Origin of the sequence: Sphingomonas sp. Leaf32 (assembly GCF_001421765.1) — a bacterium.
In the GTDB taxonomy this organism is placed as follows: Bacteria; Pseudomonadota; Alphaproteobacteria; order Sphingomonadales; family Sphingomonadaceae; genus Sphingomonas.
Map to the genome: position 1 here is coordinate 72,614 of NZ_LMLA01000014.1, position 16,303 is coordinate 88,916.

A 16,303-nucleotide genomic window follows, 5' to 3' on the forward strand; every position below is an offset into this window, starting at 1 on the left:
CTCGGCCGGGACTATTGGACGCGCGAATGCTGGAACTCTACAACCACCCCTTGCGGCTGTATGCCGACCCTTCGCGCGTGGTGGTGCGCCCCTTTCATATCGCATGGCAGCGTAACGGTTCGGCGCCCAGCCGTACCGAGCGGCTGGTCGGGGAGGTGCTGGCCATGTCGCCCGCCGAAGCCCGCGCCCAGCTCGAAACCGTGCTGAAGGACTTCGAAGCGCGGCATTGGCAGACGCGCCGCGTGTTCATGACGCGCTATGACGAGATCGAGACGGTGCTCGGCCTCGACGGCAGCACGATCAGCGATGAGAAACGGCAGCTGATCGGCGCCTATTTCTGCCACGAATACAGCTATGCCGCCGCCGCGCTGATGAACCCCAGCGCCGTGCCGCATTTCGACCAGTCGGGGATGCCCGACGGCAGCCTGCGTATCCTGATGTCGCTGCGTGCGGTCGGCGAAGGCCATATTTCGTCGGTCGCCTTCCGCGAAGGCATCATCACCGACGAAAACGAGCTGGTACTGGCGCCCGAGCCGCCCTTCGCCACCGCCGCCGATGCGATCGGTGAGGAGGACGAGGCGCCGGAAGGCGAGGTCACTGTCTTCCGTCATCGCGATTCGACGCTGTCAGGCACGGTGATCTTTCCGATCACCCAGGCGCAGTCGAAGGGGCTGGAGGACATGCGCCTCGTCCACTTCACCCATGACGACGGCTCGGCCGAATGGCTCGGCACCTACACCGCCTATAACGGATCGATGATCCAGTCGGAGCTGCTGCGCACCGGCGACTTTCGTGCGTTCGATCTGGTGCCGATGACCGGCAGCGCCGCGCGTAACAAGGGCATGGGCCTGTTCCCGCGCAAGGTGAACGGCCAGTACATGATGATCGGCCGGCAGGACGGGGAGAACCTGTTCCTCATCAAGTCCGACACGCTGACCCATTGGGACGAGGGCGAGCTGCTGCTCAAGCCCGTCTATCCGTGGGAGCTGGTGCAGATCGGCAATTGCGGTCCGCCGATCGAGATCGATCAGGGCTGGCTGTTGCTCACCCACGGCGTCGGCGCGATGCGCAAATACGCCATCGGCGCGGTACTGCTGGACAAGGACGACCCGTCCAAGGTCATCGGCCGCACCCGCGAACCGATTCTGGCGGCAGCGAACGAGGATCGCGAAGGCTATGTCCCCAACGTGGTCTATTCCTGCGGCGCGCTGCGCCATGGTGACCGGATCTTCATCCCGTACGGCGTGGCCGACAGTTCGGTCGCGTTCGCGTTCGTGACGATCGAGGCGCTGATCGCGGCGATGTGAGGGGGGAGCGCCGGTCGCCCTGCCCCCCCCACACGTCATCCCAGCGCAGGCTGAAATCTCCCCGTGGCAAGGGCGTCCTGCCTACCGCAAGAGATTCCAACCTGCGCTGGAATGACGTTTGCGGCGAGGCAGGGCACGCCCCCCCCGCCCCTACAGCCGGTGCAGCGCCTGTGTCGCGCTACCCAGCACCGCCGCCCGCGCACGCAGGCTGGCGACCAGAAATTCAGTCTGCGCATGGAGGAACCGACGCGGCGTGGTGCCGAGTACCGCGTGTGCGTCGCGTAGGAAATGCGACGCGCTGACATAACCGGGGTCGATCCGCGAATAGTCCAGCTCGCCCTTCGATTCGATCAACGGCACCAGCGAGCGCAGGAACCGCGCGCGGATCAGCAACGTCTTGGGCACGAATCCGAAATACCGCCTGCATAGCCGTCGCAGCCGCTCGGGCGACATGTTCCACGCCGCCGCCGTATCCGCCACGGCATTGGGCAGGTCGTCGGTCACCATTCGCGCAATACTGCGGATCTGGCCCTCATCTGCCGCCTTGGGTCCGATTTCGGCGAGCAGGAATCGGTCCAGCGCCGGCTTGACGCCATGTTCGTCGCGGACCGACGACAATAATGCCACCAGCCGTTCGGCGAAGCCCGGTCGCGCTGCCTTGGCCAGCGGCTCGATCCGGTCGGCATAGCGATCCGCCCCGCTATCGAAGAAGCGCGACCAGCCGAGCGCGCTGATGCCGAAGCCGATCATCACCCCGCCATTGGTGACGGTGTGGATCGCGTGGCTGGTCGGCCCGAACAGGCTGGCCTGCGGAAGCGGATCGCTGCGGAAGCGGCCGATCGATACCGCGATCGGCCCGGCGTCCAGCGTGACGCGGACATTGGCGGTGCCGGGCAGGAACCAGTTCTCCAGCCCCGCCGCCCCCGGGCCGCTGGCGGCGTAGAGATGATAGCCGGTAACATAGTCGGCCAGCGCAGGATCGGGCTGGTCATAGCGGATCGCCATGCCCGGCCGCATCTCGAACAGCGTGCGCGGAATGCCGGGCGTCTCCGTCCCGCCGGTAATATCTTGTAATTGCATGATGCTATCCGCGAAACAGCCCGCCCAGGACACCGCGTAGCAGCCCGCCGACCAACCCGCCGCTCTTGGCCCGGCCGCCGCGCGTGGTGCCGAACACCTGCTTGCCGATCTCGTTGACGACGATCCGTCCCACCGCCGACCCGGCGGAGCGCGTCGCCGATTGGGTGGCGCGGTTCCACGGGTTGTTGGCGGCCTCCCGCTCGGCGGCACGTGCCGCGCGTTCGTCCTCGCGCGCGGCACGGTCGGCGGCGCGCTGGTCGGCGATGCGCTGGCGCTCGGCTTCCTTGGCCTGGCGCGCATCCTCTTTCGCCTGCAACGCCGCTTCCTTGTCGGCAGTGGCCTGCGCCCTGGTCGCAGCAGCAGCGGCGGCGGCTTCTTCCGCCTTGGCGCCGAGCAGTTCCGCCGCCGACTCGCGATCGATCGCCGTGTCGTACCGATCGCCGACCGCATCGGTCTGCATCAGCACGCCGCGTTCGATCGGCGTGACCGGCCCGACGCGTGACCGGGGCGGACGGATCAGCGTGCGTTCGACCGGGCTGGGCGATCCATCGGCCTGCAGCACCGACACCAGTGCCTCACCGGTCTTCAGTTCGGTGATGGCTTGCGCGACGTCGAGCTTGGGGTTGGGACGGAAGGTCTCGGCCGCCGCCTTGATCGCGCGCGCTTCCTTCGGCGTGAAGGCGCGCAGCGCGTGCTGCACGCGGTTGCCCAGTTGCCCGGCGATCGCATCGGGAATGTCGATCGGGTTCTGCGTCACGAAATAGATGCCGACGCCCTTCGACCGGATCAGCCGGACGACCTGTTCCACCTTGTCGACCAGCGCGTCGGACGCATCGTCGAACAGCAGATGTGCTTCGTCGAAGAAGAAGACGAGCTTCGGCTTGTCGGGATCGCCCACCTCGGGCAGCGTCTCGAACAGTTCGGACAGCAGCCACAGCAGGAAGGTGGCGTAGAGCCGGGGGGACGCCATCAGCTTGTCGGCGGCCAGCACCGACACGATGCCGCGCCCATCCTCGGCGACCCGCATGAAGTCGGCAAGGTCGAGTGCCGGTTCGCCGAAAAAGCGGTCGCCGCCCTGGCCGCGCAGCTGCAACAACGCGCGCTGGATCGCGCCGACAGACTGCTTGCTGACATTGCCGTAGCGCGTGGTGAGATCATCGGCGCGCTCGGCGCAATGGGCCAGCATCGCCTGAAGATCTTCGAGGTCGAGCAGCAGCAGCCCTTCCTCGTCCGCGACGTGGAAGGCGATGGTCAGCACCCCGTCCTGCACGTCGTTGAGGTTCAGCATCCGCGACAGCAGCACCGGCCCCATTTCCGATACCGTCGCGCGGATCGGATGGCCGCTCTCGCCGAACAGGTCCCAGAACACGACGGGCGTATCGCGATATTGCCAGTCGCTATCGCCGATCGCAGCCGCACGTTCGGCGAAAGCGGTATGCGGCTTGGCGGTCGCGCTGCCCGCCATGGCGATGCCCGACAGGTCGCCCTTCACGTCCGCGACGAACACCGGCACCCCGGCGGCGGAGAAATTCTCCGCCAACCCCTGCAAGGTCACCGTCTTGCCGGTACCCGTCGCGCCGGCGATCAATCCGTGGCGATTGGCGCGCTTCAGGACCAGCGACTGGCGGATGCCGTCTGCGGTCGCGCCGAGGAAGAGTTCGGTGTCGGTCATGGCCTGTCCCAGATGATCCGCAGGATATGGACCGGGATCGCGGCGCAGGCAAATGCCGCCAGTGTACGAAAAAGGGCGGTGGGATGTCCCACCGCCCCATTGCTGTCGTTACTTGGCCCCGTCGATTCCGACCGGCACGAACTGCGCGAACGGCGATCCGGGGAGCTGGGCGTACATCAGCACCTGCTTGGCACCCGACGCCCGGGCCTGCTGGATCGCGCGGGCCAGTTCGGCCTCCGACGTCACCGGCTGGCGATTGACGCTCTGGATCACCACGCCGCGGCGCAGCCCCTTGGTCGCGGCATCGCTGTTGGGATCGACGTCCGCCACGACGACGCCGCGGATGGTCGAGTCGAGGCGCAACTGGCGGGCGATGGCCGGGCTCAGCGGCTGGACCACCAGGCCGGCGGTCGCCGCCAGGTTGGTGCTGGCGCGCGGCGTCGTCGGCGCACTGTCGGGATCGAACTGTTCGTTCTGCTGGGCGAGCTGATCGTTCGACGGACGCGTGCCGAGCGTCACCGGAATCTGCTGCCGCTTGCCGTCGCGCAACACGTCCAGCGTGACGCGGCTGCCCGGGGCTTCGTTGCCGACCAGATAGGTCAGCGACTGTTGCGGCGTGATTTCCTTGCCGTTCACCGCGATGATGACGTCGCCCGGACGGATGCCGGCGCGTGCCGCCGGCTCGTTCGGCGAAACGCCGTTGACCAGTGCGCCGCGATCCTTCGTGATGTTCAGCGCGGTGGCGATGTCGGCGCTGATTTCCTGCTGCGTCAGGCCCAGATAGCCGCGCGACACCGACTGGCCCTTCATCAGCTTGTCGACGATCGGCTTGGCCTGTTCGGCGGGAATCGCGAAGCCGATGCCGATGCTGCCGCCGGTCGGCGACAGAATCTGCGAATTGATGCCGATGACATTGCCCTGCATGTCGAACATCGGACCGCCCGAGTTGCCCCGGTTGATCGCGGCATCGGTCTGGATGAAGCGATCATACGGCCCTTGGCCGACACGGTTCAGCGCCGACACGATGCCGGCGGTGACCGTACCCGACTGGCCCAGCGGGTTGCCGATCGTCAGCACCCAGTCGCCGACCCGTGCCTGTCGCGAATCGCCAAAGCGCACGAACGGGAAGGTCGCACCGTCGATCTTCAGCACCGCAAGGTCGGACAGCTCGTCGCGCCCGACCAGCTTCGCCTTATATTCCTTCTGGTCGGCCAGCGTCACCGTGATCGATTCGACCGTCGCCCCTTCAGCACCGGCCGATACGACATGGTTGTTGGTGACGATGTAACCGTCGCTGGAGATCAGGAATCCCGATCCCAGCGATTGCGCTTCCTGCGTCCGGGGCGCCGCGCCGCCGCCGCCCCCACGACCGCCGAAGAACTGTTCGAACGGCGTGCCCGAGAACGGGTTCGTCTGCTGCGGCACGGTGATGCGCTGCGTGGTCGAGATGTTGACGACCGCCGGCGACAGGCGCGCGACCATGTCGGCAAAGCTCATCGGCGCGCCCGCACGCGGGGCCGACACGGCGTTGATCGCGCCCGGCTCGTTCTGCGCGGTCTGTGCGTCCGACGGGTTGAGGGTCAAGGTGGCGGCAGCGCCGCCCAGCAGAAGTGCGGATGTAATGGCGTAGGCGTAACGCACGGTTGGATGGTCCTCTCGAATTTGGCTCGCAACCCCTTCGGGGACGAACCTGCCACTACGTTGCTGAACGCGGTTTGAATGTCCGGGCGCGCCCTAGCGTTCCCGGCCACCGAATTCGCGGAGATAGCCGTTTTCCGGCGACAGGATGATCGACGTCGATCCGCCCTGCCCCGGCGCACCGGCGAAGGTCGTGCGATACGACTGCATCGCGCGCCAAAAGGCATAGAAATCGGCGTCCTTGCCGAAGCTGGCGGCATAGATACGCGCGGCCTCCGCCTCGGCATTGGCGCGCACGACCTGCGCGTCACGCTGCCCCTGCGCCTGGATCGTCGCCGCTTCCTGTTCGCGGGCCGAGCGCATCCGCGCCAGCGCCGAATCGAGCGGGCTGCCGGTTGGCAGGTCGGCATGTTTGATCCGCACGTCGACGATCTCCGCGCCGTACTGCCGCGCGGTCCGCTGCAAGGCGTTCTGGATATTGTCCATCACCTCCCCGCGCTCGGGGCTGAGCAGCGAGGCGAAGGTCCGCCGGCCGAGTTCGGCGCGCAACGCCGAGGACAGCAGCGGTTCCAGCTGGCTGGCGACGCGTTCCTCGGTATTCGCGGTCGAACCGGTCGAGATCACCGCCTGCAACGGATCGACGATGCGGAACCGGGCAAAGGCGTCGACCTCCAGCCGGAGCTGATCGGTCGACAATACCGGCTGGTTGTTCAGCTCGATGTCGAGCACCCGCTTGTCGATCCACACCACGCGGTCGAAGAACGGAATCTTCGCGACAAGACCCGCGCCGGTCCGCCCGAACGGCTGGTCGGCGCGATAGGGGTTGAGGATGCCGACCGGCTGCTGGAAGCGCAGGATCACCGCCTGCCGCGTTTCCGGCACGATCACGATCGTGCTGAGCAACAGGATAGCGAGAACCAGCAGGGCGATGCCGACGGTCATCGGATTGCGCAGCGCGCGGTTCATCGTGCCGCTCCCGTCGCCTGCGCTTCGGGCGCCGGGGCGGGTGCCGGCGGCTCCTCGGTCGCCGGCCGCTGGCGGCGCACCTCGGGCAGCGGCAGATATGCCTGGACGCCGGGCTGCACGATCGTCTTGTCGGCGCGGTTCAACACCTGCTCCATGGTCTCGTAATAGAGCCGCCGGCGGGTCACGTCGGGGGCCATGCGATATTGTTCGTAGATCTTGTCGAACTCGGTCGCGTCACCCTGCGCGCGGGCGATCACCTGCTGCGCATAGGCGCGCGAGCGGTTGAGGTTCGACTGCGCCTCCTGCTGCGCCGCCGTCACCGCCTTGAACGCATTGTCGACCTCGGCCGGGGCCGCTGCCTTCTGGATGCTGACGCCCAGCACGCGCACGCCCGACTGATATTCGTCGAGCAGCGTCTGCATCCGCAGCTGCACATCGGTTTCGATGTCACCACGGCCCGAACCGATCGCCTGGGTCAGGTTCTTGGACGCGACGGCAGCGCGCATCGCGCTTTCGGCGACCGCGCGCACCGTTTCCTGCGGGTTCTTGATTTCGAATACGTAATCCTCGGGCGACTTGATGTTCCAGCGCACCGAATAGGCGAGGTCGACGATATTCTGGTCGCCGGTCAGCATCAGATTGGCTTGTGTGCCGCCCGCCGGGAAGCTCTCGGTGCGGGTGTTCTGCACATCCTCCACCTGCACCCGCATGATCGGGGCGGGCAGCGTGAACTGGATGCCGGGATTGAGCGTCCCGGTATATTGGCCGAACATCGTCACGACGCCGCGTTCCTGCGGCCCGATCGAATGGAAGCTGGTAAAGGCGATCCACACCAGGATCAGCGCCGCGACCGCCGCCAGCCACAGCCGGCCCGCATTGGCCGGCAGCGAAGGCCCGCCGCCCGGCCCGCCGCTGCGCGCGCGTTTCAGGAAATCGTCGAGCGAGGTCGACCCGCCGATCTTGCCGCGCTTGCCCGCAGGCGGCATCGACCACGGGTTGCGCGGGCCGTCATCACCCCCACCGCCGCCGCCCGATCCGTTACCGGAATCGCCACCGCCGCCCCATGGGCCCTTGTCGCTCATCCCCAGCACTTGCGCGCGTGCGCGCCGCCCCATGATCCATCGCATCCATCCTTTATAGGGACCGATCCTCCGTTTTACAGTGGTAACGCGCCGTTCGAACGCTACATCGCCGCCTATGGCTTCCGCATCGAACCCCGCCGCCGCGCTCGACGCGCTGCTTGGCCCCATCGCGGCCGGACGCGCCACGGTCCGCGTGACCGGCGATTCGGCGAGCATCATCCTCGACGTCACCGGCCTGCCCCCGGCGGCGCGCGACGCGCTGGAGGCCGATGTGAAGGCCACCGCCATGACCGCGCCCGGCATCGCCAGCGTGCGCGTCGCGCAGACCAGCGAGCGGGTGCAGCAGCGCATCGTCGCGGTGGCGAGCGGCAAGGGGGGGGTCGGCAAATCGACCCTGTCGGCCAATCTCGCCATCGCGCTTGCCCGATCGGGCCGGAAGGTCGGGATGATCGACGCCGACATCTATGGCCCGTCGCAGCCGCGCCTGCTGGGCGTGGATGGGATCAAGGCCGAGGCGCACGACAAGAAGCTGGTGCCGGTCGCGACGCCGCACGGCGTGCCGCTGCTGTCGATGGGGCAGCTGGTCCCGGCGGGTCAGGCGATCGCGTGGCGCGGACCGATGGCGGCAGGCGCGCTGACCCAGTTGGTCGATGCGCATTGGCAGATGGCCGACACGCTGGTCGTCGACATGCCGCCGGGCACCGGCGACGTGCAACTGACCATGATCCAGAAGCATAAGCCGGCGGGTGCCGTCATCGTTTCCACGCCGCAGGACCTAGCGCTGATCGACGCGACACGCGCGATCGACCTGTTCGTGAAGGCTGGCGTGCCTATCATCGGGCTGGTGGAGAACATGGCCGGCTATTGCTGCCCGCATTGCGGCGGCCTGTCCGATCCGTTCGGCACGGGCGGCGCGGAGGCGAAGGCGCAGGCGCTCGGCATCCCGTTCCTGGGGCGTATTCCGCTGGCGATCGACATCCGCACCGCGTCGGATGCGGGCCAGCCCCCGGCGGCGGGGAACGGCGCCGAGGCCGAGCCGTTCCTGTCTATAGCCGCGCAGGTCGGCGACTGGCTGCAGAGGAACTGACATGCTCGACGACGATGGCATCCGCACCCTGCTCGGCGAGGCACGGACCATCGCGCTGGTCGGCGCATCGGACCGACCCGACCGGGCATCCTACGGCGTCATGTCCTATCTCCAGCAGTGCGGATACCGCGTGATCCCGGTCAATCCGCAGATCACCGGCGAACATCTCCATGGCGAATTCGTGTTCCGCGACCTCGACCAGATCGGGGAACCGATCGACATCGTCGACATCTTCCGCAATTCGGCCGCGGCAGGCGAGGTCGTCGACGCGGCGATCGCGGCGGGGGCGAAGGCGGTGTGGATGCAACTGGGCGTCGTCAACGAAGCAGCAGCCGCCCGCGCAGAGGCGGCGGGATTGCAGGTGGTGATGGATCGCTGTCCGAAGATCGAAATACCGAGGCTGGGTGTCGCGGCGGTCGGGTAGAATGCCTCATGGCTCCCATCCGTTTGTGCTGAGTTGCCCCTACTCAGCACAAACGGAGATTACAGGACTTGGCGAAAGCCCCTCAAGCCCGTCCCCCCAACACCCGCGCGAACAGGCTCAGCATCCATCCCGTCGCGGTGACGAACAGTGCCGGGTCGTACCGCGGCCCCTCGTCGCGCAGGAACGCGTGCTGCGCGTTCACCTCATGCCATTCGTAACGCGTCCCCGCCGCCTCCAGCGCCCCCCGGATCGCTTCGCGCCCGGCATAGGGCACGTGCGGGTCCTGCCGCCCCCACACGAACAGCATCTCGCCCGCAATCTCGCCGATCCGCGCCAGGCTGTAGTCGCAGCGACCCTCGCCCAGCGTTCCCGAATGAATGTCGGTCGGATAGAAGCACGCCGCCGCCTGCACCCGGGGATCGAGCGCCGCGCGATAGGCGAGGTGCCCGCCCAGACACACCCCCGCCACGCCGATCCGCCCCGAACAGGCCGGATGCGCCATCAGCCAGTCGATCACCAGCGTCGCATCGGCGTCGAACCCGGCGACCGGCTTCAGGAACTTCAGGTCGTTGCCACGATCGGTGCCCGGCTTGTCATAGGCCAGCACCGTGCCGGGCGCTTCATACTCGTGATACACCTCCGGCACCGCGACGACATAGCCGTGGCCCGCGATGAACGCCGCCAGCCGTCGGATCGGCGCCGTCACCTGATAGATTTCGGAATAGAGCACTACGCCCGGAAACCGCCCCTCGCCGGCCGGGCGAAAGACATGGGTGCGCATCACGCTGCCATCGGCGCAGGGTAGGTCGGTGAATTCGTCGCTGAGCAGGATCATGGCCGTGCCGTGCCGCCGACAGGATCGACTGGCAAGGGGGGAACGGGGTCGGTGGGCGATGCCGCCACCAGTTCCAGCCGCTGCGGCACGGTTCCCATCTCGATCCCCTCCGCGCGGAACCGGGTGAGCAGGTCGAGCAGGATGTTGCTGCGCGCGCGATAGGCGGCACGCGGCGATTCGACATGGGCGAAACAGTTGAACGCGATGCGATCGTTGACGATCGCATCGATGAACGCGGTCGGGTCCGGATCGGCCAGCACCGCGGCTTCGCGGGCGAACGCATCCATCACCAGTTGCTGGACTGCCGCCGCATCGACGTTGATCGGCACCGAAAACTGAATCTGGATGCGGCCCAGCGGGCTGGCCAGCGTCTTGTTCAGCACCGATTTCGTGATGAGTTCGGAATTGGGCACGATCAGCGTCGAATGATCGGCCAGCGTGATCTCGGTCGATCGCACGCTGATCCGCTTCACATCGCCCTCGTCGGTGCCGACGCGGATCAGGTCGCCGATCTTGATCGGACGTTCGGCGAGCAGGATGAGGCCCGAGACGAAATTCTGGGTAATCGCCTGCAGACCGAAGCCGATGCCGACCGACAGCGCGGAAAGCAGCAGCGCGATGCGTTCGACGCCGATGCCGAGCGAGGCGAGCGCCCAGATGACCGCCAGCGCGATCCCGACATAGCGCGCGACCAGGCTGACCGAATTGCGCCCGCTGCCGTCCAGGTCGGTGGCGGGCAGATAGCGCCCCTCCAGCCAGCGCATGAAGCCGCGCACCAGCGCCAGCCCGATCGCCAGCACGACGACGCTGCGCAGGATCGCGCCGGGCGAGATGGTGACCCCGCCGACCTGCACCCCGCGCGCAAGGTCGCCCAGCCGGGTCAGCGCATCGGACACGCCGCTGCCCCCGAACGGCAACAGCCACAGCGCGAACGCGACCACCGCGATAAGCACGCGCAGCACGCCCGACAGGAGCACGCCGAACTGATCGACCGTGCCCCCGCGCAGCCCCAGCCCGCGAGTCAGCGCGACGCCCAGCCGGCTGCCGCGTTCGAACACCGACGTCGCGACGTCGTCGGTCGCGGCCAGGACCAGATAGACCGCCGCGCCCAGCACCAGCGTCCATGCCACCATCTGTCCGACGAACAGGCTGAACCCGGTATAGCCCGCCGCCAGCGCCAGCAGGGCAACCCCGGCCACGCCCCAGGCGAACAGCGCCATGGCCGCCTGCCCGGTATGCGCCGGCGCGTCGGTCCCATCCTCCCCCGTTGCAATCGCCTCTGCCCTCATCCGACCCAGCGCGAACAGGGTGGCGGCGATCAGCAGGATATGCAGCAGCGCCAGCAGCGAGTGCGTCGCGACGCGGATCGCCGCGCTGGTCCCGATCGCGCTGTCGGCCGCATCCAGCGCGATGGTGCAGCCCGCGAGTCCCGCCAGCAGGAACGAATAGGGCCGGAACCGCGTCGCCACCGCATCGCCGACCGGCGCAATCCGCCAGCTCGAGCTGCCGCGCATCAGCATCGCACCCAGCACCGCGCTGGAAAAGGCGGCGAAGGCGATCGCCACCAGCCACTGGTCGAGCATCGGGTCCCAGCGCGGTGCGACCAGTCCAGCCCAGCGCGCACCGGTTAGCAGCGCGCCTGCCGCCAGAAAGGGCGCGAGCGTGCCGACCACGATCCGGCCCAGCGCATTGGCCGAGCGCCGCACCCGCCGCCCCGGTGCCCCCTCGATCAACAGCCGCTGCCCGACCCGCGCCGCCGCCAGCCGCGCCGGGCCGAGCAGCAGGATCGCAACGACGAAGCCCAGCAATGCCGGCCACGCCTGCGCCCATGCCGCCCCCCGCACCGCATCGACCTCCGATGCGATGAATCGCTCGATCCGGTGCGCGTCGCGCGGCACGGTGCGCAGGATCGCGCTCCAGAAGGCCGGCGTCAGCGGCGATGCACCGCGCCCGAACAGCTTCTGGTTCAGCTCGGCGGCTTGGCCCTCCTGAATCTCGTCGATCAGCTGCTGCGCCTCGACCGACAACAGCTTGGCACGCTTCGTCGCCGAATCGATCGTGGTGCGCTGTTTGGCCAGTGCGGTGCGTTCGTCGCGGATCGCCGGGTCCTCGCCCGATCCTGCTGGGCCGAGCTGCGCCAGCCGGGCGTCGATCCGCGCCATGTCGCCGGTCAGTTGCTGCACGGTGTCGAGCGTCGTCGCCCGCACCGCCTGTGCCCGGCCACGCAACGCCGGGCGTTCAGTCCCTTCCAGCCGGGTGTCGAGCGCACCGTCGACCCGCCTCAGTTCGTCGGCCGCGCGGTCGAGCAGCGTCGCGTAATCGGGGGTCGCCCCCGTCTGGGCGATGGCGGAAACGGCCGTCACGACCAGCAGCAGCGACAACAGGCAGCGGAGCAGCGATCCGATCATGCCCCTCGCCTATCGCGATCGACGCCTGCGGACAATCGCGGCCATGGCGATGTGCCGACTCCCGCGCTAAATGGGCCGATGCTGCGCATCACCGAACTGAAACTGCCGCTCAACCATCCCGAAGAAGCGCTGGCCGCCGCGATCCGCGAACGACTGCGGATCACCCCGCGCGACCTGATCCGCTACACCATCGCCCGCCGTGCGCACGATGCTCGGGACAAGGACGACATCCAGCTCGTCTATTCGGTCGACGTCACGGTGAAGAACGAAGGGCAGGTGCTGAACCGCACCAAGCGCGACCGCCATGTCGGTCCGACGCCCGATACCGGCTATCGTTTCGTGACGAAGATGCCCGCCGACTATGCCGGGCCGCGCCCGATCGTCGTCGGTGCCGGCCCGTGCGGCCTGTTCGCCGGGCTGATCCTCGCTCAGATGGGCTTTCGCCCGATCATCCTCGAACGCGGCAAGGTGGTGCGGCAGCGGACACAGGACACCTGGGGCCTGTGGCGGCGCAGCAAGCTGAACCCCGAATCGAACGTCCAGTTCGGCGAAGGCGGCGCGGGCACCTTTTCCGACGGCAAATTGTGGAGCCAGATCAAGGACCCGCGCCATCTGGGCCGCAAGGTGCTGACCGAATTCGTGAAGGCCGGCGCGCCGGAGGAAATCCTGACCGAGGCGCATCCGCATATCGGCACCTTCCGCTTGGTCACTATGGTCGAATCGATGCGCGCGACCGTAGAGGAACTGGGCGGCGAATATCGCTTCTCGCACCGTGTCGACGATATCGAGCTGGAGGAACGGCCCGATGGCAGCCGGCGGCTGACGGGCCTGAAGCTGTCGACCGGAGAGACGCTGGCGGCGGACGGTCCGGTGGTGCTGGCGCTGGGCCACAGCGCGCGCGACACCTTCCACATGCTGCACGATCGCGGCGTGTTCCTCGAACCCAAGCCGTTTTCGATCGGCGTCCGGATCGAACATCCGCAAAGCTGGATCGACAATGCCCGCTTCGGTGCCTGCGCCGGGCATCCCGATCTGGGGGCGGCGGCCTATACCCTGTCGCATCACTGCACGAACCAGCGCACGGTCTACAGCTTCTGCATGTGTCCGGGCGGCACCGTCGTCGCCGCCACGTCCGAGCCGGGGCGCGTCGCGACCAACGGCATGAGCCAATATTCGCGCAACGAACGCAACGCCAATTCGGGCATCGTCGTTGGTATCGATCCGGCGCGCGATTATCCCGGCCATCCGCTGGCCGGCATCGCGTTTCAGCGGAAATGGGAAGAACGCGCTTATGCGGCGGGCGGCGGCGATTACCGTGCCCCGGCGCAGTTGATCGGCGACTTCCTTGCCGGACAGCCCTCGACCGCGCTGCGCAGCGTGCTGCCCTCCTATCGCCCGGGCGTGACGCTGACCGACCTGTCCCAATGCCTGCCTGATTTCGCGATCGCGGCGATGCGCGAGGCGCTGGTCGCATTCGGGCGCACCATCCCCGGCTACGACCATCCCGACGCGGTGATGACCGGCGTGGAAACCCGCACCTCGTCGCCGGTGCGGATCACGCGCGGCGACGATTTCCAGAGTATCAACACCGCCAATCTGTTTCCGGCGGGCGAAGGCGCGGGCTATGCCGGCGGCATCCTTTCGGCGGCGGTGGACGGGATCAAGGTCGCGGAAGCGGTGGCTCGCGCCATGATCGCCAAGTGATGGGATCAGGCGATCGGCACTACCGGCGCGGCGACCGACAGCAGCAACGTGGAAACGAGCAGCGCGCCGAATAAAGCGGCAACATGCTGGCGGAGGGTTTCGGTACGGATCATGGTGGCTGTTCCCTGCTGCCGTGCGGACCATTCCGACGGCGATGCCGAATGTTTTGCAGGGGTCGTGCCAAGTCCGTAAGCTACTGCTTTACAAGCAATCCGTAGAATGATCGGGCGAAATTGGGAAAATTTCGCGGCGTAATGCGCCAGCTATCGGGCGATTTCACCAACCAGCTGGTTCCGGCCCCGGCGCTTCGCCTCGTACAGCAGCGCGTCGACCCGCTCGATCGCCGACAGCAGGTTGTCCCCCGGCGCGATCGTCACCATCCCGGCCGACAGGGTGATTCCGTTGATGAGCGTATCGCTCTCGCGCAGGCGGTACCGACGCTCCCCGACGGCGATCCGCGCCCGTTCCAGCAACACTTCCGCCTCGACGATGTCGATGCCGGCGATCAGCACGGCGAATTCCTCGCCGCCATAGCGCGCGACCATATGGCCGGGACATTCGCGGACCAGTGTCGACCCGATGGCGCGCAACACCCGGTCGCCGACCGGATGGCCGTGCAGATCGTTGATCGCCTTGAAATGATCGACGTCGCACATCGCGACATGGATCGGACCCTGCTCGACGGCTTCCACCGCCTCCTCGAACGCGCGACGATTGGGCAGGTCGGTCAGCGAATCGCGGCGCGCATCGTCATGTGCCGCGGCCAGCTGTTCGCGCAGCTCGCTCGCCTCGCGCGTCGCCTGTTCAAGCCGCGCCTCGGCGATCTCGACCCGCGTCTGCATCGCGGCGGTGATCCGCGCCAGTTCGGCGATGGTTGGATCGGTGCACGCGATCCGGGCGGAGCGCTGCAACGCATCGGCACTGGCGGCAAGGTCGCGGCCGAAATCCTGGGTTTCGGTGCGCATCTCGGACACCATGGTCGCAAAGCCCGCAACCTGGCGCAGCGTCTCCGTCACCAAAGCCTCGGCAGCGGCGACCTCCGTCTCGGTCGGAGCCGACGCGGTCGGGGCTGGAGCGGGCGATGGCGGCTGCGGCCCATCACCGGCCGGTGCCACCACGATGCCTGCCGCCCCGTCGATCGCATTGCCCAGCCGTTCGACTTCGCTGCCGGTCAGGCGGATGCCGCCATCGGTCCGCCGTGCGACCTCCATCGCCAGCGTGCCGGCCGGCTCGCTCACGACGCGGTAGGCGAAGCTGTAATTGAGCGGCGTCGGGTCGAGCCGCTGATCCTCCAGAAAGGCGAGGACGGCGTGAATCAGCCCATATCCGGCCGATACCCCGCCGTCTCCGATTTTTTCCAGATACACGTCCGGCCCCTTCGCTCCCGCCCCGCACCCGTCGTGCAGGAAAGTACGAAACGGGCCTATCGCGCGTTTGCTAAGATCGGGTTTCCCGGAAATTTACCCTGTGTGCACGTTTGCGGCGCCCGGACGGCGGGCGTTCAGCCGCGCTTCGCCAGACCGCGCACCGCCTCCAATGTCGTACGGACATGGTCGGCCGGGTTCATGTCGGAATGGACGAAAACGATCTTTCCGTCACGCCCAATGACATAGCTGGTGCGCGTGGTCATCGTGCGCACCTTGCCATCGGCCCCCGCCGGACGGTTGAGCGCCACGTCGAACCCCTGGATCACGCGCGGACCGGCGCTCGCCACCGCGAAACGACCAGCGCAATGGGCCTTCGAAAATTCCTGCAATTTTCCGATATCGTCGGCCGACATGCCGATGACGGTCGCGCCGGCCGCCTTGAAATCGTCGACCGAGTCGGCGAACGCCTTGGCCTCCGCGTTGCAGCCGCCGGTGAACGCCGCCGGGAAGAAGTACAGCACGACCGGACCTTTACGCAGTTGCGAGCGCAGGTTGAGCGTGAACGCCTTCCCCGCGATCGCCGCCTTGGTCGTGAAGTCGGGCGCGCGCGCGCCCGGCGCCAGCGCGGCGGACAAGGGCGCGGCGAACGGCAGGGTCAGGGCGGCGACGATCAGAGCGAGACGCATCGGAAATTCCTTGAGCGAAGTTCCTGCAACCCTAACAGGTTCCCCGC

13 protein-coding genes are annotated in these 16,303 nt (G+C 67.6%); 4 read left to right on the forward strand and 9 right to left on the reverse strand.

Translation table 11 applies throughout. The features are described 5' to 3' along the window. Window positions 1-26: 26 nt before the first annotated feature. Complete coding sequence (locus ASE83_RS17650) at window positions 27-1,307, forward strand: glycoside hydrolase family 130 protein (RefSeq protein ID WP_055784777.1); 1,281 nt, start codon at window positions 27-29, stop codon at window positions 1,305-1,307. Between the two features lie 150 nt (window positions 1,308-1,457). Here ASE83_RS17650 and ASE83_RS17655 read toward each other — a convergent pair whose 3' ends face one another. The 5 genes from ASE83_RS17655 to hflK form a co-directional block, all read right to left on the reverse strand. Then, window positions 1,458-2,387, reverse strand: coding sequence for an AraC family transcriptional regulator (locus ASE83_RS17655; RefSeq protein WP_055784780.1), 930 nt, complete (start codon window positions 2,385-2,387; stop codon window positions 1,458-1,460). 4 nt (window positions 2,388-2,391) lie between these two features. After that, window positions 2,392-4,059 carry a helicase HerA-like domain-containing protein gene (locus ASE83_RS17660; protein ID WP_055784782.1) on the reverse strand — a complete coding sequence of 556 codons (1,668 nt, stop codon included), beginning with the start codon at window positions 4,057-4,059 and terminating at the stop codon, window positions 2,392-2,394. 108 nt (window positions 4,060-4,167) lie between these two features. Then, window positions 4,168-5,700, reverse strand: coding sequence for a Do family serine endopeptidase (locus tag ASE83_RS17665; RefSeq protein ID WP_055784785.1), 1,533 nt, complete (start codon window positions 5,698-5,700; stop codon window positions 4,168-4,170). Between the two features lie 93 nt (window positions 5,701-5,793). Beyond that, entirely contained in the window at window positions 5,794-6,663 is an 870-nt protein-coding gene (gene hflC, locus ASE83_RS17670) for a protease modulator HflC (protein ID WP_055784788.1), read from the reverse strand. Next, entirely contained in the window at window positions 6,660-7,745 is a 1,086-nt protein-coding gene (hflK, locus tag ASE83_RS17675; protein WP_235513072.1) for a protease modulator HflK, read from the reverse strand. Before hflK ends, hflC begins: the two co-directional genes overlap by 4 nt. Before the next feature lie 115 nt (window positions 7,746-7,860). Here hflK and ASE83_RS17680 point away from each other — a divergent pair, with 115 nt between their 5' ends. Further along, complete coding sequence (locus ASE83_RS17680) at window positions 7,861-8,832, forward strand: Mrp/NBP35 family ATP-binding protein (RefSeq protein WP_082443120.1); 972 nt, start codon at window positions 7,861-7,863, stop codon at window positions 8,830-8,832. 1 nt (window position 8,833) lies between these two features. Continuing rightward, window positions 8,834-9,256, forward strand: coding sequence for a CoA-binding protein (locus tag ASE83_RS17685; protein ID WP_055784796.1), 423 nt, complete (start codon window positions 8,834-8,836; stop codon window positions 9,254-9,256). Between the two features lie 82 nt (window positions 9,257-9,338). On the opposite strand, the gene ASE83_RS17690 is transcribed toward ASE83_RS17685, so the two are convergent. Together ASE83_RS17690 and ASE83_RS17695 are read right to left on the reverse strand one after the other, a co-directional pair. Further along, window positions 9,339-10,091 carry a dienelactone hydrolase family protein gene (locus tag ASE83_RS17690; protein WP_055784798.1) on the reverse strand — a complete coding sequence of 251 codons (753 nt, stop codon included), beginning with the start codon at window positions 10,089-10,091 and terminating at the stop codon, window positions 9,339-9,341. Further along, window positions 10,088-12,499 (reverse strand): DUF3772 domain-containing protein, encoded by a 2,412-nt coding sequence (locus tag ASE83_RS17695; protein WP_055784801.1) that lies wholly within the window; start codon window positions 12,497-12,499, stop codon window positions 10,088-10,090. Before ASE83_RS17695 ends, ASE83_RS17690 begins: the two co-directional genes overlap by 4 nt. A 78-nt stretch (window positions 12,500-12,577) precedes the next feature. Between ASE83_RS17695 and ASE83_RS17700 the strand changes: the two genes are divergently transcribed. Next, window positions 12,578-14,203, forward strand: a complete 1,626-nt coding sequence (locus tag ASE83_RS17700) for an NAD(P)/FAD-dependent oxidoreductase (protein ID WP_055784803.1) — start codon at window positions 12,578-12,580, stop codon at window positions 14,201-14,203. A 263-nt stretch (window positions 14,204-14,466) separates the two neighbouring features. On the opposite strand, the gene ASE83_RS17705 is transcribed toward ASE83_RS17700, so the two are convergent. Together ASE83_RS17705 and ASE83_RS17710 are read right to left on the reverse strand one after the other, a co-directional pair. Beyond that, on the reverse strand, window positions 14,467-15,570 hold the full coding sequence (locus tag ASE83_RS17705; RefSeq protein ID WP_055784806.1) for a GGDEF domain-containing protein: 1,104 nt from the start codon (window positions 15,568-15,570) through the stop codon (window positions 14,467-14,469). A gap of 134 nt (window positions 15,571-15,704) precedes the next feature. After that, on the reverse strand, window positions 15,705-16,256 hold the full coding sequence (locus tag ASE83_RS17710) for a peroxiredoxin (RefSeq protein ID WP_055784809.1): 552 nt from the start codon (window positions 16,254-16,256) through the stop codon (window positions 15,705-15,707). Window positions 16,257-16,303: the final 47 nt, after the last annotated feature.

What these genes read in the sequence shown, in the direction of transcription:
- ASE83_RS17685 (WP_055784796.1), top strand. Translation starts at nt 8,834, where the DNA reads ATGCTCGACGACGATGGCATCCGCACCCTGCTCGGCGAGGCACGGACC.
- ASE83_RS17700 (WP_055784803.1), top strand. Translation starts at nt 12,578, where the DNA reads ATGCTGCGCATCACCGAACTGAAACTGCCGCTCAACCATCCCGAAGAA.
- ASE83_RS17655 (WP_055784780.1), bottom strand. Translation starts at nt 2,387, where the DNA reads ATGCAATTACAAGATATTACCGGCGGGACGGAGACGCCCGGCATTCCG.
- ASE83_RS17695 (WP_055784801.1), bottom strand. Translation starts at nt 12,499, where the DNA reads ATGATCGGATCGCTGCTCCGCTGCCTGTTGTCGCTGCTGCTGGTCGTG.
- hflC (WP_055784788.1), bottom strand. Translation starts at nt 6,663, where the DNA reads ATGAACCGCGCGCTGCGCAATCCGATGACCGTCGGCATCGCCCTGCTG.
- ASE83_RS17650 (WP_055784777.1), top strand. Translation starts at nt 27, where the DNA reads ATGCTGGAACTCTACAACCACCCCTTGCGGCTGTATGCCGACCCTTCG.
- ASE83_RS17690 (WP_055784798.1), bottom strand. Translation starts at nt 10,091, where the DNA reads ATGATCCTGCTCAGCGACGAATTCACCGACCTACCCTGCGCCGATGGC.
- ASE83_RS17710 (WP_055784809.1), bottom strand. Translation starts at nt 16,256, where the DNA reads ATGCGTCTCGCTCTGATCGTCGCCGCCCTGACCCTGCCGTTCGCCGCG.
- ASE83_RS17660 (WP_055784782.1), bottom strand. Translation starts at nt 4,059, where the DNA reads ATGACCGACACCGAACTCTTCCTCGGCGCGACCGCAGACGGCATCCGC.
- hflK (WP_235513072.1), bottom strand. Translation starts at nt 7,745, where the DNA reads ATGAGCGACAAGGGCCCATGGGGCGGCGGTGGCGATTCCGGTAACGGA.
- ASE83_RS17680 (WP_082443120.1), top strand. Translation starts at nt 7,861, where the DNA reads ATGGCTTCCGCATCGAACCCCGCCGCCGCGCTCGACGCGCTGCTTGGC.